Source organism: Acinetobacter rudis, from assembly GCF_031157835.1.
Classification (GTDB): Bacteria; Pseudomonadota; Gammaproteobacteria; order Pseudomonadales; family Moraxellaceae; genus Acinetobacter; species Acinetobacter rudis_A.
The window spans coordinates 115,709-139,463 of the sequence record NZ_JAVIDR010000004.1; the positions used below are offsets into that span (position 1 = coordinate 115,709).

At 38.5% G+C, this 23,755-nt stretch carries 25 protein-coding genes; 7 read left to right on the forward strand and 18 right to left on the reverse strand.

Annotation, left to right across the window (positions count from 1 at the left end; all coding sequences use genetic code 11):
- Positions 1-266: 266 nt before the first annotated feature.
- From RFH42_RS06265 to RFH42_RS06275, 3 genes are all read left to right on the forward strand, one after another.
- Complete coding sequence (locus RFH42_RS06265; RefSeq protein WP_308974738.1) at positions 267-2,414, forward strand: TonB-dependent receptor; 2,148 nt, start codon at positions 267-269, stop codon at positions 2,412-2,414.
- A gap of 342 nt (positions 2,415-2,756) precedes the next feature.
- Complete coding sequence (locus RFH42_RS06270; protein ID WP_308974739.1) at positions 2,757-3,044, forward strand: hypothetical protein; 288 nt, start codon at positions 2,757-2,759, stop codon at positions 3,042-3,044.
- A 1-nt stretch (position 3,045) separates the two neighbouring features.
- Complete coding sequence (locus tag RFH42_RS06275; RefSeq protein ID WP_308974740.1) at positions 3,046-4,662, forward strand: PepSY-associated TM helix domain-containing protein; 1,617 nt, start codon at positions 3,046-3,048, stop codon at positions 4,660-4,662.
- Between the two features lie 33 nt (positions 4,663-4,695).
- On the opposite strand, the gene RFH42_RS06280 is transcribed toward RFH42_RS06275, so the two are convergent.
- Positions 4,696-5,034 carry a hypothetical protein gene (locus RFH42_RS06280; RefSeq protein WP_308974741.1) on the reverse strand — a complete coding sequence of 113 codons (339 nt, stop codon included), beginning with the start codon at positions 5,032-5,034 and terminating at the stop codon, positions 4,696-4,698.
- 144 nt (positions 5,035-5,178) lie between these two features.
- Between RFH42_RS06280 and RFH42_RS06285 the strand changes: the two genes are divergently transcribed.
- Together RFH42_RS06285 and RFH42_RS06290 are read left to right on the forward strand one after the other, a co-directional pair.
- A complete protein-coding gene (locus tag RFH42_RS06285; protein ID WP_308974742.1) occupies positions 5,179-5,772 on the forward strand; it encodes a Type 1 glutamine amidotransferase-like domain-containing protein in 594 nt (197 codons plus the stop codon).
- 371 nt (positions 5,773-6,143) lie between these two features.
- Positions 6,144-6,407 carry a hypothetical protein gene (locus RFH42_RS06290; protein WP_308974743.1) on the forward strand — a complete coding sequence of 88 codons (264 nt, stop codon included), beginning with the start codon at positions 6,144-6,146 and terminating at the stop codon, positions 6,405-6,407.
- Between the two features lie 321 nt (positions 6,408-6,728).
- Here the strand turns inward: RFH42_RS06290 and RFH42_RS06295 are convergent, their stop codons facing one another.
- The 10 genes from RFH42_RS06295 to RFH42_RS06340 form a co-directional block, all read right to left on the reverse strand.
- On the reverse strand, positions 6,729-7,943 hold the full coding sequence (locus RFH42_RS06295) for an aminotransferase class I/II-fold pyridoxal phosphate-dependent enzyme (RefSeq protein WP_308974744.1): 1,215 nt from the start codon (positions 7,941-7,943) through the stop codon (positions 6,729-6,731).
- Positions 7,944-8,038: 95 nt separating this feature from the next.
- The gene (locus RFH42_RS06300) at positions 8,039-8,317 is read right to left on the reverse strand and encodes a hypothetical protein (protein ID WP_308974745.1); all 279 of its coding nucleotides are present in this window, start codon (positions 8,315-8,317) and stop codon (positions 8,039-8,041) included.
- Positions 8,318-8,434: 117 nt separating this feature from the next.
- Positions 8,435-10,273, reverse strand: coding sequence for a glutamine--fructose-6-phosphate transaminase (isomerizing) (gene glmS / locus RFH42_RS06305; RefSeq protein ID WP_308974746.1), 1,839 nt, complete (start codon positions 10,271-10,273; stop codon positions 8,435-8,437).
- 12 nt (positions 10,274-10,285) lie between these two features.
- A complete protein-coding gene (gene glmU, locus RFH42_RS06310) occupies positions 10,286-11,650 on the reverse strand; it encodes a bifunctional UDP-N-acetylglucosamine diphosphorylase/glucosamine-1-phosphate N-acetyltransferase GlmU (RefSeq protein WP_308974747.1) in 1,365 nt (454 codons plus the stop codon).
- Between the two features lie 20 nt (positions 11,651-11,670).
- The gene (locus RFH42_RS06315; RefSeq protein ID WP_308974748.1) at positions 11,671-12,192 is read right to left on the reverse strand and encodes a phosphatidylglycerophosphatase A family protein; all 522 of its coding nucleotides are present in this window, start codon (positions 12,190-12,192) and stop codon (positions 11,671-11,673) included.
- Positions 12,170-13,090, reverse strand: coding sequence for a thiamine-phosphate kinase (thiL, locus tag RFH42_RS06320; protein WP_308974749.1), 921 nt, complete (start codon positions 13,088-13,090; stop codon positions 12,170-12,172). Before thiL ends, RFH42_RS06315 begins: the two co-directional genes overlap by 23 nt.
- An 8-nt stretch (positions 13,091-13,098) precedes the next feature.
- The gene (gene nusB, locus RFH42_RS06325) at positions 13,099-13,548 is read right to left on the reverse strand and encodes a transcription antitermination factor NusB (protein WP_308974750.1); all 450 of its coding nucleotides are present in this window, start codon (positions 13,546-13,548) and stop codon (positions 13,099-13,101) included.
- A 3-nt stretch (positions 13,549-13,551) separates the two neighbouring features.
- Positions 13,552-14,022: a 6,7-dimethyl-8-ribityllumazine synthase gene (gene ribH / locus RFH42_RS06330; RefSeq protein ID WP_308974751.1), complete on the reverse strand. Its 471-nt coding sequence runs from the start codon at positions 14,020-14,022 to the stop codon at positions 13,552-13,554.
- Between the two features lie 14 nt (positions 14,023-14,036).
- Positions 14,037-15,155, reverse strand: a complete 1,119-nt coding sequence (ribBA, locus tag RFH42_RS06335; protein WP_308974752.1) for a bifunctional 3,4-dihydroxy-2-butanone-4-phosphate synthase/GTP cyclohydrolase II — start codon at positions 15,153-15,155, stop codon at positions 14,037-14,039.
- A 371-nt stretch (positions 15,156-15,526) separates the two neighbouring features.
- Positions 15,527-15,934: a hypothetical protein gene (locus tag RFH42_RS06340; protein WP_308974753.1), complete on the reverse strand. Its 408-nt coding sequence runs from the start codon at positions 15,932-15,934 to the stop codon at positions 15,527-15,529.
- A 144-nt stretch (positions 15,935-16,078) separates the two neighbouring features.
- Here RFH42_RS06340 and RFH42_RS06345 point away from each other — a divergent pair, with 144 nt between their 5' ends.
- The gene (locus RFH42_RS06345; protein WP_308974754.1) at positions 16,079-17,512 is read left to right on the forward strand and encodes an aminotransferase-like domain-containing protein; all 1,434 of its coding nucleotides are present in this window, start codon (positions 16,079-16,081) and stop codon (positions 17,510-17,512) included.
- A 15-nt stretch (positions 17,513-17,527) separates the two neighbouring features.
- Here the strand turns inward: RFH42_RS06345 and ahr are convergent, their stop codons facing one another.
- From ahr to mutY, 5 genes are all read right to left on the reverse strand, one after another.
- Entirely contained in the window at positions 17,528-18,565 is a 1,038-nt protein-coding gene (gene ahr / locus RFH42_RS06350; RefSeq protein WP_308974755.1) for an NADPH-dependent aldehyde reductase Ahr, read from the reverse strand.
- A gap of 31 nt (positions 18,566-18,596) precedes the next feature.
- Complete coding sequence (locus RFH42_RS06355) at positions 18,597-19,175, reverse strand: DNA-3-methyladenine glycosylase I (RefSeq protein ID WP_308974756.1); 579 nt, start codon at positions 19,173-19,175, stop codon at positions 18,597-18,599.
- Between the two features lie 344 nt (positions 19,176-19,519).
- Entirely contained in the window at positions 19,520-19,765 is a 246-nt protein-coding gene (locus RFH42_RS06360; protein ID WP_308974757.1) for a hypothetical protein, read from the reverse strand.
- 18 nt (positions 19,766-19,783) lie between these two features.
- Positions 19,784-20,323 carry a M23 family metallopeptidase gene (locus RFH42_RS06365; protein ID WP_308974758.1) on the reverse strand — a complete coding sequence of 180 codons (540 nt, stop codon included), beginning with the start codon at positions 20,321-20,323 and terminating at the stop codon, positions 19,784-19,786.
- 57 nt (positions 20,324-20,380) lie between these two features.
- The gene (gene mutY / locus RFH42_RS06370; protein ID WP_308974759.1) at positions 20,381-21,409 is read right to left on the reverse strand and encodes an A/G-specific adenine glycosylase; all 1,029 of its coding nucleotides are present in this window, start codon (positions 21,407-21,409) and stop codon (positions 20,381-20,383) included.
- A 310-nt stretch (positions 21,410-21,719) separates the two neighbouring features.
- Between mutY and RFH42_RS06375 the strand changes: the two genes are divergently transcribed.
- Complete coding sequence (locus RFH42_RS06375) at positions 21,720-22,301, forward strand: hypothetical protein (RefSeq protein WP_308974760.1); 582 nt, start codon at positions 21,720-21,722, stop codon at positions 22,299-22,301.
- Positions 22,302-22,486: 185 nt separating this feature from the next.
- Here the strand turns inward: RFH42_RS06375 and RFH42_RS06380 are convergent, their stop codons facing one another.
- Positions 22,487-22,849 (reverse strand): HIT family protein, encoded by a 363-nt coding sequence (locus RFH42_RS06380; protein WP_308974761.1) that lies wholly within the window; start codon positions 22,847-22,849, stop codon positions 22,487-22,489.
- A gap of 61 nt (positions 22,850-22,910) precedes the next feature.
- A complete protein-coding gene (locus RFH42_RS06385) occupies positions 22,911-23,669 on the reverse strand; it encodes a dienelactone hydrolase family protein (RefSeq protein WP_308974845.1) in 759 nt (252 codons plus the stop codon).
- Between the last annotated feature and the right edge of the window lie 86 nt (positions 23,670-23,755).

The following is a 23,755-nucleotide window of genomic DNA, read 5'->3' on the forward strand; positions in this document are numbered from 1 at the left end:
TATAAGGTACACTTTAATGATTTTTTATGGTTCCAGTTTTATTGAAACATCATCATTAAAATAAACATTTCAAGTGTGAACGGTATGAAATAATCAAGAATGATCAGAATATGTTTGTATTATCTATTTGACTTTAAATAATTTTTATTAATTCCCAATGTAAAAAACAATCAAGATGTATGGGTTAATTTAAATATACAATTAATAACAATAATTATTATAAATATAATAATGATTATCATTTAGTTTATTTTGAATTTTCTCCTATGAAGCAGTTTTATCGGAAACATCTTGCACACTCGGTTGCAATCTTGATGTTGAGCAGTGTATCAGCAGATATTTGGGCAGAGGATGAGCGTGTTGCTTTGCCAACAATTACATTAGAAGCAGATGCAGAGCCACAAAGTTTTGCTAATGGACATTTGGCTAAAACAGCACAATTAACTGCTTTAGGTGATAAGGATGTTATTGATACACCATTTAGTGTGACCACCTATACTTCTAAAATGATTGAAGACCAGCAAAGTAGCACACTTGCCGCTGTATTAAAGAATGATCCAAGTATCCGAATAAGTACCAATCAAGGGCACTTTAATGAAAACTTTCAGGTTCGTGGTTTTGTTTTACATAACGACGATGTTGCTTTAAATGGTTTATATGGTATGGGGCCTACTAGCCGTTTACCGACAGAATTTTTACAGTCAATAACTGTATTGAAGGGACCGAATGCTTTAGTCGGAGGAATGTCACCAACAGGCAATGTTGGAGCGGTTTTAATTGCAAATATGAAACGTGCTGATCAAGATTTAAACCACATTGGTATGAGTTTTGATGGAGATAGTTATTATAAATCCCATTTTGATTTTGCACGTCGTTTTGGTGGAAATGATCAATTTGGGGTACGTGTAAATGCTGTGTATGCTGATGGTGAGCATATTATAGATAATATGCAAGACCGATTGGCATTAGGTTCAATTGCAGCAGATTATCGTGGTGAAAAGCTCAAACTCAATGTTGATGCTTATAGCATACGAGAGAATCGTGATGGTGGCTCTCCAGCAATGGTGTCATTTGCCAATATCAATCAGATTATTTCTGCACCTAAAAGTAGTAGTAATTACTTCTCACATTTGAAAGGTTGGACCAACAGTCAGTTTGCTGGTGTCAATGCAGAGTATCAATTTACACCTGAGCTCAAAGCTTTTGCTGGAGCAGGTTATGTTGAAAAGGAATATGCGGGTCATATGTTCGGCACACGGATGATTCTTACTGATACTCAAGGCAACGCGACATCACAGTATTATAGTACTCGCTCAAAAGAACATAATGTAAGCAGTAATGTTGGCGTTGAAGGAAAGTTTAATACTGGTGTAATTCAACACACTTTAGGTTTACGAGCAGATTATCTAACTCGTAAATATAACCAGCATAAAGCTACTGGTGTTACACCGTTTAATACCAATTTATATCAGCCAAGCCAAGGTGGGAGTATGCCAGCACCACCTGTAGTTGTGCCGTATAAAGATGATAAGTTTGTGAGTTATACGCTTACTGATCAGATTTCAATGCTCAATGATAAATTACAGTTTATTTTAGGGGCACGTTATCAAGAAATGGATACTCGAGTTCTAACTAACAAAACACAGTACAAAGAGTCCAAACTTTCTCCAAGTCTAGCTGTGGTGATAAAACCATGGGGTGAAAACAGTTCACTTTATGCAAGTTATGTGGAAGGTTTATCTGCGGGTACAACGATTAATAACCCCAAAGATGCAAATGATGGCGTTACTTTTGCCCCATATCAAACCAAACAATATGAAATTGGTGCTAAATATCAACAAGGATCTTGGTTAAATACATTCGCAATTTATCAAATTGAGAAACCGGATACAGCAACAGATAAAACCTATCGAGACCCAAAGAATAGTGAAATTATTCAGATTACAACTGATGGCAAGGAAACACGATCTAGAGGGGTGGAGTGGACTGCATCGGGGGAAATTTATCAAGGTTTAAATTTACTGCTCAATGCTGCTTATACTGATACGAAAATTACTCGGTCACCTGCAAGTCAAGCGACTGAGGGGAATACTCAATTCGGTACACCTAAGTTTGCTTTTGGGATAGGTTTAGATTACCAGCTTCCTTTTGTTGATGGCTTGAACGTGAATACACGTGTATCACATGTAGATTCACAATATATCAACGACAATAATGATGTAACACTGCCTAGTTTTACGATTGTTGATGTCGGTGCACGTTATAAAACGCGTTTAGGTGGAGTAGAAACAAGTTTTATGGCCAATATTGATAATGTCGCCAATAAAAAGTACTGGGAGGGGATGTTCAATCCAAACTATGCACTTATTGGTGCAGAGCGTACCTATAAAGTGGGTGTAAGTTTCGATTTTTAGATGACTGACAAGGCAGCTGATGATCCCAAATCAGCTGCTTTTTTTATAATCTAATATTGCTGATCATCATCTGCCTTGAGAGTAAAAGGACTATGAAGATATTCGCCATTTTATTGTTTGCTTTGGCTTGTTTTTTAATTTATCTCAGTCATAACAACCAAACTTTACTGATGAAACCATTAAAAATCTCACGTTATATCGCCATATTGATAGGTGGTATCGCAGTGAGCATGTTGAGTTATTGTTTGGATGTATTGGTCGCCATTTTTATGTGTATGGTCACCGCAATTATGGTTTGGAGTTTCACTCCCTTGATATTTACCTTAAAAAGATATGTTGCATATGAAAGTGAAAAATCAAGTAAAAATCCGAGCTGATTGGTGGTCTAAAACACTAGCAGGGGTTGTCCTTGGGTTGGTTATTGCAATCGAAGTTGGTGCTTTAGTTGCACAAGGTTTTACAAATATAGATCGTGCTTTGGCACCACAATTGGGTATGTGGGCTATTGCTTGGTCATGGTGCCCACTATTTTTTCTTGCCTATTTTATTCCTAGAGGTTGGCAAGCTCTCACCATTTATGCAGTCACAGCAGTGTTGGCTTATAGCTGTATCCTTTGGCTGCGAGGTTAAGATGAAAGTTCGTACTGATATTTTAAAAATTGCAAAAGAATTACATACTTGGGTTGGTATTAGCGCAGGTGTTTTGCTGTTTATCTGTTTCTTTGCAGGCGGATTGACCATGTTTCAACATGATCTAAGTCGATGGGCAACACCACCACAGCAACGCTTGGCTCAAATTGCTCCGACTCAGTTTAACCAATTGGTACAGCAGACTCAGGCCGCCTTTCCTGAAAGTATCCGTAATTTCCAGATTAATGTTGATTCCAAAGAGTACCATCATGCACCGATGATGTGGCAGTCTAAGCAGCAGCTTGTTGCTCAAGATCAGTTTGATACAGCCCAAAATAGTATGTTGGCAACATTGTCTACAGATGGGCGATTGCACGTGCAACAAGAAAACCGTTCTAACGTAGGCTGGCTGATTGAACAATTACATGAAACAGGTGGTATTCCTGGCATGTTTGGACATCATACTATTGGTGTTTATGTCATGGGGATAGTTGCACTGCTTTATTTTATGGCAATGATGACAGGGCTAATCCTTCTTTTACCCACATTGGTCAAAGATTACTTCGCAGTTCGAAAGGGTAAAAATAAAAAGCGTTTTTGGTTGGATACGCATAATGTTGTAGGTATTAGCAGTCTACCTTTTCATATCATTATTAGCGTGACAGTTATAGTATTCGCGTTTCATGATGTGTTTTATGATGCAATGGCGAAATTGGCTTATGCAGATCGTCCAATGTTTGAACGTCGTGCAGAATTAAAACTCGATCAGCCTACAGCGCAATTAGATGTTGAGCAAATATTATTACGTTTACAGCAGCAAGCACCTGACTATCAAGTGAGTTCTATACGTTTTACACAAGCAGATCAGCCTGAGAAGGCAATGGCTTTTGCAGCGCTATATAGTCCGAATCATATGCTACGAGGTGATCGTTTTGATTATCTTGTTTTTAATCCATATCAAACGACCCCTTACGATGTTTCATCATTAAATGCCTTTAATGCCCCATTAGATAAACTACTTAACTCCATGTTTAGTTTGCATTTTGGCAATTTCGGTGGAGATTTTACACGTTGGATTTATCTTGTTTTGGGTATGGGAGGCGCATTTTTATTTTATTCTGGTAATCTTTTATGGCTTGAATCGCGTGTAAAAAGGCAGAAGAATCCTCAAATTGCTGTCCCTGAGCAAGCTAAAAGCGTTCGCTTCGTTGCATGTTTGACTGTTGGAGCATGCCTAGGTTGTGTGTTGGCTATTTTTACCACAATGTTGTTTGGGCGTTGGGCCTTTGTTTTAATACCTCAGCTGAGTAGCATCAACCATTTATTGGTTTATAGTTATTATGTCATTTTCTTGAGTTGCTTAATTTATAGTTTTTGCATTGGGGCTGCGCGTGCTTTGCCTCATCTATTGTTCGCTATTGCAATTGTTCTTTTGTTGATTCCTTTCACTTCACTGTGTGCTTATTTATTTCCTGTGAATGGTCTTTGGTATAGCAATGGTTCATTATGGTGGATCGATGTATTTGCTCTAATTTTTGCCGGTCTATTTTTACGTTTTTACCAACAAGCTCGGGTACGTGCACAGCATGCAGCCAAAGGGTCACTTTGGTCAGCTTGATTAAGCTAACATGACTCTCTTGTGTTTAAACGATTAGGTGGAAGATTTAAAGTATTTTAACCAATATTGTTCACGACAATGTGAGTTAAACTGAATTTTATTCGGTGAAATTTTTAAGTTGTTTGGGTGTTGGAGGACTTGATATTGAATCCAACATTCATTACACGCTTCTACTTCAATCGCTAAATCATCTTGTTCAGTATTTTTCTCAATGATAGCACCATCATTAAAATAAAACTTTTCTGTAGAGGTTTGGATTTCTAAATCAGTATCCTGCTGTTTAGTCTGCACCTGTTCATGTTTGATGATGTGCAGTAAAGGATTTGAATTGGGTTGTTGAATTAAACCAACATAGAGCGCTAAATGTTGCATAAAATTAAAGTTTTCTCTTTGCAATCTAGAACATTTAAACATGTTGTGTAGTGAATTGCGATGAATATAATGCAGAATAAAAGGACAGTAAGCATCCGTCCTATCATGTTGGTGAGTGGTTTAAAATACGAATAGGGCATTATGATGACAAGACTATTTTTAACATCTTCATTTTCAGATGTATATCTTGATTTTAAAACAAGTATTCATGAAGAACTTGTAGGTAAAACAGTTACTTTTATTCCTACAGCGAGTAAACCAGAGTCTATAACTTTTTATGTCGAGAATGATAAACAGGCTTTTGAACAACTCGGGATAAAAGTCGAGATTCTAGATATTGATGAAGCAGATCAAAAGACGATAGAAGCGACATTAAACCGAAATGACTTTATTTTCGTTTCAGGTGGCAATACTTTTTATCTATTACAAGAATTGAAACGTTCTGGTGCCGATCAGATTATTTTACAATTAATTGAGCAAGGTAAGCTTTATATTGGAAGTTCTGCTGGTTCAATTATATTGGCTCCAGACTTAGAATATATCAAATTGATGGATGATGTCTCAAAAGCTCCAGATCTAGCAAACAGTAAAGGATTAGGCATTATTCCTTTTTCAATATTGCCACACTTTGCTGATGAGCCTTTCACAGCAATTACAGATCAAATTTTTAGAGATTTTCATCAAAAAAATGTCTTAGTTCCTTTGAGTAACCATCAATTTATTTATTGGGGTGGTTGAACTCTGTATTAAACTCAGCATGATATGTTTTATTCATAAATAATATTTAATGATCTCTTTGTAATCAAGAAGTGAAGTATACCAACTTGCCTTTTAATTTTAGTTTAAAAATTAACCATAAAATCAGTTGGTTAATAAAAATACGCAGTAATTTTTGATCTGCATGTTATTAGAATTGAAATCTATCTTGGTAAAATAATCACGTTTTAATTGTAAAATAACTTTTTAAAATTAAGGATATCGATTAAAGTAGCGGCTGATGTATAAAGCGTAAGTTTTTATACATCATCGTTAAAATGTCTATTTTATTATTTATAAAAAATGAATGGTCCTCAGTACTACTGGGGATCATTGCTTGTTAAGGATTAAAAATGGAAAAAATAATATTTATTATAATGTTCAGTTTATCTACAGTAGGATGTACCACAGTAAGTAGTGCGATGATGAGTGATAAGAGCCTTGCAGCCGAAACAGCAAAACAATTAAATACAACGGTGGATAAGGTCACAATTTCTAATCGCTCTTCATCAATTACTGAGACCAAGTTTGTAGCGACTGTAGACGGGGAAAAATTTGATTGCCAAATTGTGCTGGTAGGGAAAGATCATTGTTATAAGCGTTATGCGGTTAAGTAATGTAAGAGTATAAATTCGCTATTTATTTAAAAAATCTCATGCCTCTGCTTAAACCATTCAAGTATTTCTAGCTATAAAAAAGCCCAGTATATTGTTTAATCAATATCTGGGCTTTTAATCATTAAGCACAATTTAGAACAGCAAATCGTACTTAAACTTGATCACAACTGTGTTTGGACAATAGAGCTGTAAACTAGTTTTTATTGATAAATAGTCCAAACATATTCTCCCTAAAAAGGGCTTTTTCAGTGCATTATCGCCTTGCAACTTCACTACAGCCAATCAACTCCCCCCTTTTGAATGACTGTTCCTTTTTAGAGATCACTCATTCAGTGCTAAGAGTAAGGACAGAGAAATACCCTTAGCGGCCTGTATAATTTCTGAAAGTGAAGGATAACTCGGTGCAATGCGAATATGATTATCTGTTGGATCAATTCTATAAGGAAATGCAGCGCCAGCAGGCGTTAATGTAATTCCTAAATCTTTAGCTAATTCGATGGTTCTTTTTGCAAAGCCCTGTGGAACTTTTAAATCGATGAAATATCCCCCTTTGGGATTCGTCCATGAAATATTTGGATTATCTTTTAGGTAATATTCAAATTGTTCAATCACTGCATCAAATTTAGGTTTGAGAATCCGACGATGTTGTTCCATTAAGTGTTCAATATTACACCGATCTTTTAGGAACTGTACGTGACGAAAGTGATTTATTTTATCTGGTCCAATACTTCGGACAGCAGTGCATTTTTCCCACCATGCTATATTGCTTGGAGATGCAGCAAGAGCTGAAATGCCTGCTCCAGCTAAAGTTATCTTAGAAGTTGATGAAAAAATAATGGGTCTGTTCGGATAACCAGCTTTGGTACATTGATCGAGAATATTAGCTGTTGAAATTCTTTCATCAGTAAGGTGATGAAAGCGATAGGCATCATCCCAAAATATTTTAAAATCGGTTGCGGCTGTTTCTATTGTTGCTAGACTATGCACTACTTCATCTGAATATATAGCACCAGTTGGATTACTGTATTTTGGTACACACCATATTCCTTTAATGTCTGGATTATCTTTTACAATATTTCTGATTTCTTCAATATCTGGGCCATCTTCATGCATATTAATATTAATCATGTTTATGCCTAATGCTTCACAAATAGCAAAATGCCTGTCATATCCAGGAACTGGGCATAAAATTGATATTGGTTTCTGGATCCATGGTGCTCCATCAGGGAAACCATAAATCAAAGCAAAAACAATAAGATCATGCATTAAAGCTAGGCTGGAATTGTTATCTACAATAATTTGTGAATATGGAATATCCAATAAGCTTTCAAATAGTAATCTTGCTTCTAATAGACCATGAGCACCACCATAATTTCGGATATCAATGCCTTCTTTAGATTTAAATGTAGTTAATTGGTTATGAATTGCATTGGACAACTCTAACTGCTCTGAAGAAGGTTTTCCTCGAGACATATCCAGTTTTAAACCTCTGTCTTTAAAAATTTTATACTCTGCTTTTACAACGGATGTAACCATTAATATTATCCTTTTAGATTATCTGATGAAGAACGTATTTTTATTTCATTGCTGTTTTAATGATTAAATCCAATTGTTTAAGAGCATTATCAATTTTATCTGTATGGGTAACCGCAATTAATCCGGAGGCAATGGTTAAAACGATTTGAATTTGAGAATAAGGAACCTAGGGCAAATAAAATTCCTTCTTGTAAAGCAGCTTCAAGAATTATATCTGCCGATTTTTTTTCAGGTAACTCTATCCATGAAGTCATTCCGCCATCTGAAGAGACTAAACGTGTTCCTAATGGAAAATATGTAGCAATGGCTAACTTAATTCTATTTTTCTGATTTTTAATTTGTTCTTGTGTGAAGAATCTCGGTGTTCTACTCATAGAAAAACCCAGCCTACTTTTCAATCAGTATAGCTGGGTTTATCTGGTTTACAATTTTAATGTCTAGTTTAGAACTATATTGTCCAAACACAACAACTGTGTGGTCAGTGAAATTGCTTACTCAACAGTAACTGATTTGGCCAAGTTACGTGGCTGGTCTACATCAGTACCACGTAATACCGCAACATGATATGACAACAATTGAACAGGGATACTATAAACAATTGGTGCTAACCATGTGCTAACACTTGGAATTTGTACAACATGTTGACGGTCTTTACTGTTGATTTCACTATTTTCATCAGCAAAAACAAATAGTTCACCACCACGTGCTTGAACTTCTTCCATATTAGATTTGAGTTTATCTAACATATCATCCATTGGCGCTAAAATAACAACTGGCATTTCATTGTCAACAAGTGCCAAAGGACCATGTTTTAGTTCACCTGCAGCATAACCTTCAGCATGAATGTATGAAATTTCTTTCAGCTTTAAAGCACCTTCAAGTGCGATAGGGAATTGTGTACCGCGACCTAAGAATAAACAGTGGTTCTTTTCAACAAACAATTCAGACAGATTTAGAATGGCATTGTTAAATTGTAAGGTTTTTAGAATTACACTTGGTAAATGCCATAATGTCGCTGCAATCTCGCTTAACTGAGCAGGGGAAATTTGCTGCTTAGTTTGTCCTACTTTTAGAACCAATAACATGAAGGCAGTAAGCTGGGTTGTGAATGCTTTGGTTGATGCAACACCAATTTCAGGACCAGCAAGTGTGAGCAGGTGGTGCTGAGTTTCACGTACCATTGAAGATGTTGCAACGTTACAGATCGTCAGTGTTGAAATATTAATATTACGATTAGCAGCGCGTTTTTGTGTGTCACGTAGAGCTGCTAAGGTATCTGCTGTCTCACCTGACTGAGATACACATATATAAAGTGTATCAGCTACGATCACTGGAGTACGGTAGCGATATTCGCTGGCAATCTCAACTTGGCAAGGTAAGCCGATCAGTTGTTCAAACCAGTATTTCGCAATCATGCCGGCATGGTAGCTTGTACCACAGGCAATAATTTGTACTTGTTTGATTTGACTAAAATCAGCTTCTGCATCTTTTAGGAAGTCATCACGTAATGCATTGCCATTAAGCGCTTGAGCCATTGTTTGTTGAATAGCTTCAGGTTGCTCATAGATCTCTTTGAGCATGAAGTGTTTATATTCACCTTTACTTGCATGGCTGACAGTTGCATCTAATTCTTTAATAGGGCGTTCAATGGCCTTACCATTGGCAAAGATTTCAATATGTTCACGTGTTAAGCGTGCCATATCACCTTCTTCAAGGTAGATAAAGCGGTTAGTTACAGGTAGTAGTGCTAACTGGTCAGAACTAATAAAGTTTTCACCAATACCAACACCAATAACTAAAGGCGAACCTTCACGTACAACAATCAGTTCATCAGGATAATCGGTATGTATAATACCGAGTGCATAAGCACCTTCAAGTTGTGGTACGATTTTTTCTACAGCACTAAAGAGGTTATCGCTGTGTTTGAGTGCTTCTGCAATTAAATGCGCAACAACTTCAGTATCTGTTTCTGAACTAAAGACATAACCTAGATCTTGTAATTTTTGTTTGAGAACTTGATAGTTTTCAATGATACCGTTATGTACAACAGCAATTTTACCTGAAACATGAGGGTGAGCATTGTTTTCAGTTGGTTTGCCATGAGTAGCCCAACGCGTATGTGCAATACCTAGACTACCCTGAATATCAGATTGTTCTACCGCTGTATCGAGGTTGATAACTTTCCCTACACGACGCTCGCGTAGTAGTTGCCCGCCATTGACTAACGCCAAACCTGCTGAGTCATATCCACGGTATTCTAAGCGTTTTAAGCCCTCAATAAGGATATTTGTAATACTACGTTCTGCAACGCCACCTACGATTCCACACATAATAATACCTTCTTATTTTTCCACTTTTTGGGGACGTTGATAATTTGCTTTGCTCATTTGCTTTGCACGCTCAAAAGCGAGGCTACCATCTTCAACATTTTGGGTAATGACTGAGCCTGCACCAACTGTTGCTCCATGGCCAATGTGAACCGGTGCAACCAGTGAGCTATTTGAACCAATAAACACAGAGTCGCCAATAATTGTTTTGTGTTTATAGGCACCGTCATAATTACAAGTAATTGTTCCTGCACCGATATTGCTTTGTGTACCAATTTCAGCATCACCAAGATAAGTAAAGTGATTGGCTTTTGATCCAGTACCTATGCGAGTATTTTTAACTTCAACGAAGTTACCAATATGCACTTCATCACTCAGTTCTGCGCCTGGGCGTAAACGTGAGAATGGGCCTATTTCTGCTCTTGCGCCTACAATGGCATTGTCAAAAATACTATAGGGTTTAATGTGAGTTCCTGCGGCAATACGCGTGTCTTTAATAACACAACCTGCGCCAATCTCAACACCATCTCCAAACTCACAGTTGCCTTCTATGATGACATTTATGTCAATACGAACATCTTGACCAGCTTTTAATTGACCTCGTAAGTCAAATCGGCTTGGATCAATTAAATGCACGCCTTGTAGCATCAGCTGTTGAGCTTGAAAACTTTGAAATTCACGTTCTAATGCAGCAAGTTGAGTGCGATCATTCACCCCCTCAACTTCAAAGGCCATATTGGGCTGTACAGAAGCAATAGACATACCGTCTTGAAGTGCCATGGAAACAATATCAGTAAGATAGTATTCCGCTTGGGCATTATTGTTGTTTAGATTGGGTAACCATTGCTGTAATTTGGCATTACTGACACAGTAGATACCTGTGTTGATTTCTTTGATTTGACGTTGTTGTTCATTGGCGTCTTTATGCTCAACAATCGCTTGAATTTGGTTGTTATTACGGACAATCCGACCATATCCTGCTGCATTGTCTAAAGTGAGTGTGACCAATCCAATGCCTGTTTCATTTGACACGCTTAATAAGCGCTCCAAAGTGTCAACACTAACGCAAGGTACATCACCAGATAAGATTAAAGACATACCGTCTTGAGGTAGAACAGGCAGTGTCATTTGTACTGCATGTCCGGTCCCTAGTTGTTCTGCTTGTTCAACCCATTCAATTTGTTCGTGTGCAAAAGTTTGCTGCACACGATCACCACCGTGACCATAAATTGTAATAATTTTATCTGCCTTTAATTTTTTGGCAGTTTCGATTACATGTCCAAGAAGAGGACGGCCTGCTAGAGGTTGTAACACTTTTGGCAGAGAAGAACGCATACGCGTTCCTTTTCCTGCGGCAAGTATAATGACGCTCGTCGACATAACACACCTTATTATTTGGCTTAAGCCTGAGAAATAAAAATATAAATCATGATGCACAGCGCTGCCCATATGCCGGCGATAATATCGTCAAACATAATGCCGAATCCACCGCCAACTTGGCGATCAATAACGCGGATTGGCCAAGGTTTCCATACATCAAATAAACGAAATAATCCAAATGCAATAAGCACCCACAACCAACTTATTTGTCCAATATAAATGAGGGGCAGGAAGGTAATGGATTGTCCAGCAAACTCATCCCAAACAATGCGACCATCATCATGTACATTCATGAGCTTGGCACTTTCTCCGCAGATATAAATGCCAACAATAGACATGATTAAGATCACGATTAAGGATGTACTAAAACCAACTGAGAACCAAAAAGGTACAAAAAGTAAGGCAAAAGCAGAGCCAAAAGTTCCTGGCGCTTTCGGTGCTAAACCTGAACCAAAACCAACACCACTCCAAACGATACAGCGTTGTTTCCAATTCATGTGCTTAAAGTTGATTGGTGGCTTAGGCAAAGTGTTGGTATCCATGAAGTTGTAATGGCTGAGTGTGGCCATGCAGGGTAAAACTCAGACCAGGCTGTTCTTGAATACGGCCAATCACACTTGTTGTCACTTCAGGTTGTAAGTGTAATAATTTTTGGTAGTTTGCTTCTGAGATAGTAAAACATAATTCGTAGTCATCGCCACCAGCTAAGGCGTATTGCCAACGTAAGTGCTCTGCAATTCCTTGTAACTGAGTGTTGATTGGTAGCTGTTCAAGTGCGATTTTGGCTCCAACTTGTGATGCAGTCAAAATATGCCCGAGATCTTGTATGAGTCCATCAGATATATCAATCATACTTGAAGCTAAACCACAAAGTTGTTGACCTAATTCACAACGAGGTGTGGGGTAATCTAAGCGTTGTTGTAGGGGATGACCTAAGTGTTGTAATGCAAAAGCTGCATCACCAATACTGCCACTCACTACTATCAGATCACCAATTTGAGCACCTGAACGTCGTACAGCCTTGCCTGTTTCAACCCAGCCCATAGCAGTTACAGTTAAACTTAAATGTGGACTCTGAGTGGTATCACCACCAATTAACTGCACACCATAACGATCACAACAAGCATAGAGCCCATCGCTAAAACCTTGTAGCCATTCATGATCTACAGTGGGCATGCTTAATGCCAATAGAATACTATGGGGCTTGGCTGCCATGGCCGCTATATCAGATAAGTTAACAGCAACTGCTTTCCAGCCCACTGCATGTGCAGCAGTATGTGTTGGAAAATGACGTCCTGAAACTAAAGTGTCGGCACAAATCACCAGTTGATGTTGGTCTGGTGGAGAAATTAAGGCCGAATCATCACCAATGCCAAGGTCAACCTGGTTTGACGCATGTTGACGATTAAAATAGGTTTCGATAATAGAAAATTCAGCCATAACTACGATTATTTTGCTTGTTGCTTTTCTGCTGTACGAAGACTTTGAGCCAAACGGTCTAAGACACCATTAATGTACTTATGACTATCTGCACCGCCAAAATGTTTGGCAAGTTCAATCGCTTCATCTAAAACTACACGATATGGAATTTCAACATGTTCTTTAAGTTCATAAGCACCAAGACGTAAAGTTGCTAACTCAACACCATCGAGTGCAGAAATTTCACGGTCAAGTACAGGAATGAGCAATGCATCTAGAACTTCCGTATTACTAATCACTTCACTGAGTAGTTCATGGTAGTAGCCTAAATCGGTCTTGTGCATTGCATTGTCAGCACGGGTACGAGCTTCAATTTCATGTACAGGATTATGGCTCATCTGCCATTCATAAATCCCTTGGACAGCAAAACGACGTGCTTTGCGTTTTGCTGCATAAATCGCTTGGAGGGTCTGCGACATATCTTAGATTGCCTTTAACAAATTAACCATTTCAATAGCAGTTAGTGCAGCTTCGCCACCTTTATTACCTGCTTTCGTACCAGAGCGCTCAATCGCCTGTTCAATACTGTCAGTAGTGAGTACACCATTAATTACAGGAAGACCTGCATCTAAGCCAACAACGCCTAGACCTTTTGCACATTCACCAGCAACGAAATCAAAGTGTGGTGTGCTACCACGAATCACCGCACCAAGCGCGATGATTGCATCATATTGAGCTGATGCAGCAAGTTTTTTCGCCACGACAGGAAGTTCCCAAGCACCTGGTGCATGGATGACAGTAATATTGTCATCAGAAACACCATGACGACGCAATACGTCAATTGCGCCTTCTAAAAGATGCTCAACAACAAAGCTGTTAAAACGTCCAACTAATATCGCGTAACGACCTTCGCTCGCGAGATGCAACATACCTTCAATACGGCGAACTGCCATAGCTACCTCGATAATTAAATTGAAATTTGATCAGCCGTGATATATTCCACGACTTCAAGATTAAAACCAGAAATGGCATTAAAACGTAATGGTGAACTAAGTAATTTCATTTTTTCTACACCTAGATCACATAATATTTGTGCGCCAACTCCAATGGTTTGATATTGCTGTGATAATGCAGCATTGGATTTGAGTGGCTTTGTTTGATGCAATTTGTTTAATGCAACCCCTAAGTCTGTAGGGTGTTGCTGACCAATCCAGACCAAAACACCGCGCTCACTTTGACTGATTGCTTTTAATGCTTTATCAAAGTTCCATTTACTCTCTTGGTCTGCGGGGCTTAATTTTAATAGGTCATGAATAGGATTAAAACCATGTACACGTACAGTGGATACGCCTTGACGAGGATCACCCTTAACTAAGGCTAAATGTACGTCAGGGCTTCCCATTTCATGATAACGATACAATTCAAATGGGCCGTATTCTGTATCTATCTGTTGTTGATCAATACGTTCAACTGTTTGTTCACTGGTCATACGGTAGTGAATTAGGTCGGCAATGGTTCCAATTTTTAGACCATGTTTTTCTGCAAAAACTTCAAGGTCTGGACGGCGTGCCATCGTACCATCTTCATTAATAATTTCACAAATAACAGATGCTGGTTCTAGCCCTGCAAGACGAGACAGGTCACAGCCTGCTTCTGTATGTCCTGCACGATGTAATACTCCCCCTGGCTGTGCCATAAGTGGGAAAATATGTCCAGGTTGAACAATATCACTTGGTTTTGCATGTGCAGCAACGGCTGTTTGAATAGTATGTGCACGTTCTGCGGCAGAAATACCTGTCGTTATGCCATCAGCAGCTTCAATAGATAAGGTGAAGTTTGTACCGTGTTGAGCACCATTTGCATCTACCATGAGTGGTAAATTTAATTGTTGGCAACGATCTTTACTCAAGGTCAAACAAACCAACCCACGTGCATGGGTGATCATAAAGTTAATGTCTTCTGGACGTACATGTGTCGCAGCAATAACGAGATCGCCTTCATTTTCACGATCTTCATCATCCATCAGAATGACCATTTTACCTGCGCGAATATCCGCTACAAGCTCTTCAACCGTATTGAGTGACATCCAACTTCACCTTTTGCTATGTCTATCTAGACGTTTTGAGGATATTCAGTGCGCCATAGTTTAACGTGTTTTGAGTTGATTTGCTTATCAATCTCGCAAAGCACGTAATAATGGGGCAATATTTATGGGCACATAATCTGAGCGATAAAGCTAAGTATTGTGTTCAATAATGGCGATAGTGTTAACACAATTCAATGCTGAAATAAAAAAATAGCAAGGAATACAGTGAATCATTGGTGCTGTAATGTAATTTTAGTGTAAAAGTAGGAATAATTATAATTTTTTCATGATGATTTATATTTTAAGGATCACCTGACCCATTCTTAAATTGCAGATCTATGGGACAGGTTGTATTGAGTTCGGGCACAAATTTATTCAGATGGCTCAATCTTAAATGCGGTCATACCACGCATCAGCTTTGTCTCTGGTAAGTCCAAGCTGAGTAAGGGGAGACGTTCTTTACTACGCGTATCAATCAGTTGCACAGAGTAATGATTATTTTGTTGATTACACTGAAATGCGAGCCAAGGCTGTGTTGGGGTATTCAGCCGCATTGTAATATCTGAATTAGTGTTGTAGGTGTAAGTTCTTTCTACAGCAGTCTCGGTTAAATCAGGTTGTATGCTGCGTAGTTCATATTGACCTAAAGATTGTGTTTTTAAGAAACCTTCGATCAATGATTTACACACATAACTTTGTTGCTGGTTGGCCTGATGTATTGCAGTTGGTTGGCATGCCATAAGAAGGCTACTGATGAGACAAAGATAAGCTATTTTCATTTTGTGCTCCTTTAAGTGTGCTAAGACATTGATACTGAGTAGGCTTAGAATAATGAGATTATTTTTATGGGTACAGATACAGAGTAATTTAAAAAAAGGGTACAGTGATATATACTCATTGGGCTTCCGCTTGAGTATCTTGTCATGCAGTTTCAGTATCAAAATCTAGCTCAACAGCTTGCCCAACGTATTTTTAATGGAGAGCTGAGTAGTGGCCAGCGTCTTAATTCCTTACGCCAATTTGCTTTACAGCAAGAGGTCAGTCTGAATACTGCGAAAAATTGTTATGAATTACTTGAAGCTCAAGGGCTAATTTATGCTAAGCATAAGGCAGGTTATTTTGTTAGTCACAAACAACAACAGCATCAAGCGCTTTTGTTGCCTGAACATCCTGATTTTAAGCCGAAGACACGTCAGATTTCGAATCTAGAATTACAGATTGAAATTCATCAGGCATCAATTAATTCACAGTTAATTCATCTAGGTGCAATTCAACTCTCTGCAAACTTAGTACCCATTGATGCCTTAAGACGTTCAATGCAACGTGCGATGAAGCACAGCCATCCAGAAGATTTTTTATATAGTGAGCGTCAGGGGCATATTCGCTTAAGAGAAGCTTTATCAGCTCATTGGGCTGAAGATGGTTTTTTTATTCAAAAAGACGATATTTTTATTAGTAATGGTTGTATGCCTGCACTTTCCGTGTTGATTCAATGTCTGACTCAGGTGGGGGATAGTATTATTATTCCTACCCCTAACTTTAATGGTCAGTTGCAGTTGTTGGCTGCTTTGAAACGGAAAATTGTTGAGGTACCCGCAAGTACAGAGGGTATAGATTTACAACGTTTAGAGCAGGCAATGCGTAGCTCAGGGGCAAAAGTGTGTTTGCTGACAGCCAATTATCAGAACCCCTTAGGTTTTTGTTTAAGCAACACTGACAAAGAAAAAATTGCACAACTTGCTGCTGAGTTAGAGTGCTTTATTATTGAAGATGACATTTATGCTGAATGTAGTTTTGCCACACAGCGTCCCTTGCCGATTCGCTATTGGGATAAACAAGGCTATGTGTTGTATTGTGGTTCAGTTTCAAAATCTTTATCGCCATCGTACCGTGTAGGCTGGTTTTGTTTGACATCACGATTACAGCATCTGCGTTCAGCATTGATTTTACGCAATGTTGTGGTCAACTCACCTCTACAATTAGGTTTGAGCGATTTAATTTATAGTCGAGCTTATCGTAACTTTCTGAATCAATTACGCCCAATTCTTATGGCGCAAGTGCAGCAATATCGGACTTTTATTGCTCAGAGTTTTGAGGGGGTAGAGCTACGTTTAAGTTGTCCGTCAGGTGGGTATGCATTGTGGTTACAGTTCCCTAAACAAATTGATGGTTTGGAAATGTATCGTTTTGCTCAACAACAGGGTATTAACATTGTACCTGGGCAAGTATTTGGTGAAGATAATCGCTATCACAACTGTATTCGTTTAAATGCTGGGCATGAGCTTACAGACGAGATCCGCCAAGCAATCGATTGCTTAGCGGATTGGACACGGACCCAACTACAAACGAGTAGCTAATAATGATAAGAGCCCTTATGTTGATGAAGATGTTTGGTCAAAATCTGCTTTGAGTACAATTCGATAACGTGCTTGTCCTGAAAGCAAGCGTTCAATTGCCTCATTAATTTTAGACATTGGGTAAAGTTCAACTTGAGGTGAAATATTTTTACGTGCTGCAAAGGCTAAAAGTTCACGCAGTGCCGTAGGTGAACCCGTAGGCGAGCCAGTGACAGATTGTGCATTAGAAATGAGTTGGCCTGCAGAGATGTTAAGTGGTTCAAGTACAAGACCAAGTAGGTGGAGCTGTCCTTGAGGTGCAAGTGTATGTAAATAGGCTTTCCAATCTAGACTGACGTTGACTGTACTTAGAAGCAGATCAAACTTTCCTGCATGGGCTTTTAGAGCAGTTGAATCACGGCTATCTACAACGTGGTCAGCTCCCATTGCCTTGAGTTCATCTGTTTTGCTGAGCTGAGAAGTAAAAGCCGTGATTTCACAGCCCCAAGCTTTAAGCAGTTTGATTGCTATATGGCCTAAACCACCAATGCCAATCACTCCAACATGGTGACGGGCTTGGATTTGATGTTTGAGCAGTGGATCAAATACAGTAATGCCACCACACAGCAAAGGTCCAGCACTTTGTGGGTCTAAATTATCTGGTAGAGGGATAACCCATTGCCATGATGCACGGACTTTATCTGCAAAGCCTCCAGCATGTCCTATAATAGTTGCTTGGCTTTCATGACAAAGGTTGTGTTGGCCAGAGAGACATTGGGAACAATGTTGGCAACTATCAGCAGTCCAGCCAATACCCACACGTTGTCCAATACGAAGACCTTTTGCTTCTGATCCAAGCTGCGTGATGACTCCAATGATTTCATGGCCTGCAATGACTGGATAAAGGCCATTGCGCCATTCATTATTAATCACAGAGACATCCGAATGGCACAGACCACAGTATTCCACTTGGACTTCAACTTGGTGAGTTGCCAATTCACCGGCATCAAATTGGTAAGGTTGTAAACTTGCACCTGCCTCTAGGGCAGCATAAGCATGGATAGTATTGGGCATTGCACTTGCTCCATATTAAGCTGTGAAGTGTTTATTGATTAATGTGAGGGGAGGTTGATTTTTGAGGGCAGGTATTTTCATGGTCGTCAACCATGCCTACTGCTTGCATGAAGGCATAACAAGTTGTTGGGCCAACGAATTTAAAGCCATTTTTTTTCAAACTTTTCGACATGTATAGGCTGGTTTCTGTTTGAGCTGGAGCATCTTGATAACGTTCAACATCATTTAACTGAGGGCTTTGTTCAACAAAGTTCCATAACCATTGCACCATATCAATGTTTTGTTTGCACATATTGTCCCAAGCTAAGGCATTGTCTCGAATGGCTTTTAGCTTACCTATATGTCGAATTAATCCAGTATCCTGACATTTTTGAGCCAGATCTTCATCGCTCAGTTTTGCAATTTCAGTAATTGGGTGTTGAAAAAAGTGATGATGATAAGATTCACGTTTTTTTAATACCGTAATCCAAGATAGTCCTGCTTGTTGGCCTTCTAGACAAAGCATTTCAAATAAGTGCTGTTCATCAAAGCTTGCTTTGCCCCATTCATGATCATGGTAGTGGATATAAATAGGATCATCGCTACACCAACCACAGCGCTTGCTTGTCATTGTATTTACCCGCTTTCTTAAATTTTTTGATAGATATGTATATAAACGATATTGAAAGCTATAACAAATTGATTTTAAAAAACCATATAGGTGTGTATCTACTGAGTCAATATAAACTTTAGAGTGTATATAAATAAGCCAATTTAATCAGGCACTTTTTAAATATTTAGACCATAAACATTGGATAAAATAGACATTCAATATTTTGCTATGATTTTAATTTGTTTGATGTTTTTTTATCTAACAACGCATCTATGCATTGCTAGATAAGTTTAGGGTATAGCAAAGAGGCTGGTCGGTATTTTTGTGGTTGGCTAAAGTGAAGGTATTGTGGTCACTTATGTCTAAAGTTGGAAGATCGTCCACTGGTCAGTTTGAGTATTCCAAAAACTCAATTCTGCATTTTGTAGATCATTAAAATCAATCCATATTTCTTTCCCAGTTTTTTCAGCAAAACCAGTACTGATCAATAGGGCTTGGTCACTAATTTCCATAATCCAACCCTGGTATATGTTACCTTTTAATTGAATTTTTTGTTGGTTACCAGATTCTGCAAATTCGACCAAGCGCTGAATGAAAGCTTCAGACATTAAAATTCTCCTCTCAAATTAACGTAAATAAGGGTAGGGATTAGTCGCACCACGGCCTTTACCCGACAGATAGACACCATAGTGTAGGTGAGGGGCAGTATGGCGAGCATTGCCAGTATTGCCAACATAACCAATTAAGGTTCCTGCACGGACATAATCTCCTTCTTTAAGTTTGCGTGCATGGTCATTAAGATGTGCATAGTAGTGCCATGATCCTGCAGGCCCCATGATCCAAATGACTTTACCACCAAGATTATTGCCTTTTAAGCTCATCACAATCCCATCTGTGGCACTATAAACTTTGGTTCCACGTGGAGCTAAAATATCAATGCCTTCATGGGTACGGCCTTGGCTACGGGATGCTCCCCATGTGTCAGTCAGATTTTTGCTTTGTATGCCATCCACAGGTACAGGAAGACGCTTTGGAAAAGACATCCTCTTAAGTTCGATTGCTTGGGCACTATTGCTTGTTATTGGTTTCTTTTTTGGTGTGCTTTGACATGCAGCTAAAACGACAATGCTGCATAGGATTAAAGCATAACGTAGAGATGCAAACACGCTGTCGCCTTTTATTGATGGTCGATAGATAGACCCTAACATAACTTAGTGTCCAATCTACAAGGCATTAATCAATTTTTTCATTGCAGTGGGTATTCCTAAATCAATTGCTTGCATAGGTGTGTGCCATTTCCCGACTAATTCAGTTTCAATATGTTCTTTTTGATCAGCTTCAACTTGAACAACAAAGGCTTCAAGTTGCCAAGTAAAATGAGTAAAACTGTGTGAGATGGTTACTGTTTGCTGTACAGATTTAAGGTCAAGTATTTGACATAGTTGTACAAAAAGTTGCTCTTGTTCAATGACAGGAAGACAGTGTAAGCCACCCCAAAGTCCAGCTGGATCACGCTGTTGCCACAACCAGTGTTCATTGTGTTGGATCACCAAAACTTTGGCTGATTTAATGGGTACTGGCTTTTTCGGTTTTTTATAGGGCAGTTGTAATTCTAGGCCTTGTTGGTGTGCTTTGCAGTGGATTTGCATTGGGCAGTGCATACATAGCGGTTTCTTGGGTGTACAGATTGTTGCACCTAAATCCATAATCGCCTGAGTGTAATCATGATTACGCTCAATTGGGCACAAGTGATCAGCTATTTTCCACATTTGGCGTTCATGAATTGGTTTTGATAAATCATCTTCAATGGCGTAAAAGCGTGATAATACGCGCTTTACATTACCGTCCATAATTACGCCATATTGACGTAATCCTAGTGACATAAGTGCACCTGCTGTTGAGGGGCCTATGCCTGGAAGGGCAATCCATCCATCAAGATCTTTTGGAAAAGAACCTAGCTGAGCAACTATTCCAGCTGCTTTGTGCAAATTGCGGGCACGAGCATAATAACCAAGACCTGCCCAATACGGTGCAACATCATCCCATTGTGCCTGTCCGAGTGCTTCAACATTGGGGAAGCGCTGTATAAAACGCTCAAAATATTGCAACACCGTTTTCACTTGTGTCTGTTGCAGCATAATCTCTGATACCCAGACTTTATATGGATCATCAGCGACTTGCCAAGGCAAATCATGTCGGCCATGTTGGTCATACCAATGTAGAAGCGCATCAGAAAAAGAAAATTGCGACATAGTGAGATAAGTAAAAAATGAGGTGCTCAGTATAACCAATATAAAAGCGTGAAAACGGTATGAAAAATAAAATAAGCTGAGTGTTGTTAAATTGAGATGGTTGAATTGATGACAATCGAGTGAGTTTGACAGAAGGTTAGGTGAATGAAAGTGATGGTTTTATCATTGCAAGGGGGCAAAACGAGTGTGAGTGACTGGTATATTTAAAAATTTCTGTTAAAAGTTAAATATGATGATCATGATTATTTTGCAATAAGTGTTTCCATACCAAAAAATTAACCATGATAATAACTATCCTTAAGAGATTAAAATGTTAAATCAACTTAAAATGACTCGCTTAGATACAGAAATTATGATTGATTTGCAGATAAATGCAGCTCCTTTTAAAAATCGAATTCTGCTCAGTCGTATGGTATTAATTATATTAGCTATTGTATTTTTATATTTTGCTTATGGCTTTTATCTCGAACATAAAGGCATTTGGGTATTTGCACTCATTTTAGGCTACTTATTTTGTTATTATGAATATAGAAAAAATAAAAATTGGATTAATCATGCAAAGGAATCTTTTTTAATTTCTAAAAATAATCTGAAAATTTCTAAGTATTGTGCTGGAAAATTGGTGTCAGTAGTAGATATTGATACACAGAAAATTATTCAGATTACATATGCACCTTGCGTGAGTGCTACTTATCCTTACCTACCAAATAAGCAAGATGGAAATATTCATATACATTCTACCCAAGAAGGATGTTCTTTTGGCATTGGGTTAAGTAAAGATGAGGCGGAGAGTTTTATTATTCAATTACGTTCCCTCATTATGGAGTTTCAGCAACCATACCACTTTATTTTTCTACCACATGTACATTTAAAATCGGACGAAATAAATTGAGTTGTAAATAATTATTAAGTTATTGTGAGTGTTTGCTAAGGAATGCTTGAATAAGCATGTTGTTGGCGCTGATTAGAATATCCTGATCGAACATGGGTGAGGCTTATAATCATTTTGTGAAATTTTTAAATAACTACACCAAATGAACATTTGAAATGACCGTTGGTGTAGTTAAAAAAAGTAAGTTATTCGGCAACAATACCCCAACGTTGATCAAACTTTAAGGTTTGGTTGCTATAACGTGGAATGATATGAATATGAAAATGAGTTTCTTCTTCACCGAAAACTTTGCCATCATTGAATGCAATATGAAAACCTTCTGGTTGATGGCGTAGTTTTAGTTCATTTCGAGCAAGCTCAAGTAAAGACTGTAAGCTTTTACGTTCTTTGTCAGTGACATCAAAATATGATGTCACATGACGTAATGGAATAATGACCGTATGCCCAAGAGAAAGTGGGTCTATTTCAGGTAAAATTACCCCAAAGTCATTTTTAGCAATAATATCGTATTCATCAAAATTACAATAAACACAGTTAGTTGTAGTCATATGAGTTCCTCTTATTTCATTGAATATTTGATTATTTCACTGAGGTCACGCATACAGTGTTTTACTTTAAATTGCGATTTAATAGTTCATACATTGCCGCCAAACTGGTTTTTTCGGCTACTGCATCATAACCTAGATCAACTTGATTCGCTTTAGCACGTTCATCTGCAAGTGGGTTACTAAAGCCATGTTTTGCATTTTCTAAAATGAGTACTTGATAGTTTGCAGCAGCAGCGTTCATTTCTGCTTTGAAGTTTTCAACATCATCAAGACTTACCATGCTGTCGAGCGCACCATGTGAAACTAAAATTTCAGCTTTGATTTGACCTTGTTGAGCTGGGGTTTGAGTTGCAAGCACAGCATGGAATGTTGCAACAGCTTTAAGATCTGCGCCTGAACGTGCCAAATCCAAGACGACTTTACCACCATAGCAAAAACCAATAGCAGCTAACCGTGTTGCATCTACTTCGGGTTGTTTTGCCAGTGTCTCTAATGCCGCTGTTGCACGTATTACAAGCGTGTCTGAATGTTCAAAAGTTTGCATCATCCATTCATATGCCTGTTTGGCATCAGTAGTTACTTTTTTGTCTCCATACATATCAATGGCGAGGGCGGCATAACCTTGCTCGGCCAATTCACGTGCACGTTGTTCAGTATATTCATTTCGCCCCCACCATTCTGGTGCAACAATGATTCCTGCTGTAGCAGTTTGTTGTGTTGGAGCTGCAAAGTAAGCGCTTAGGTTTGAGCCATCTGCTGCGGTGTACTGAATCTCACGTGTTTGAATTGACATTGTCATGAACCAAGTCCTTGTAAATATGAAATGTAAAATGATTAAAACATAAATTCTAAATTGTGCTTTAAAATATTGCGAATAATAAATAATACAGATGTGAGTAAATGTAT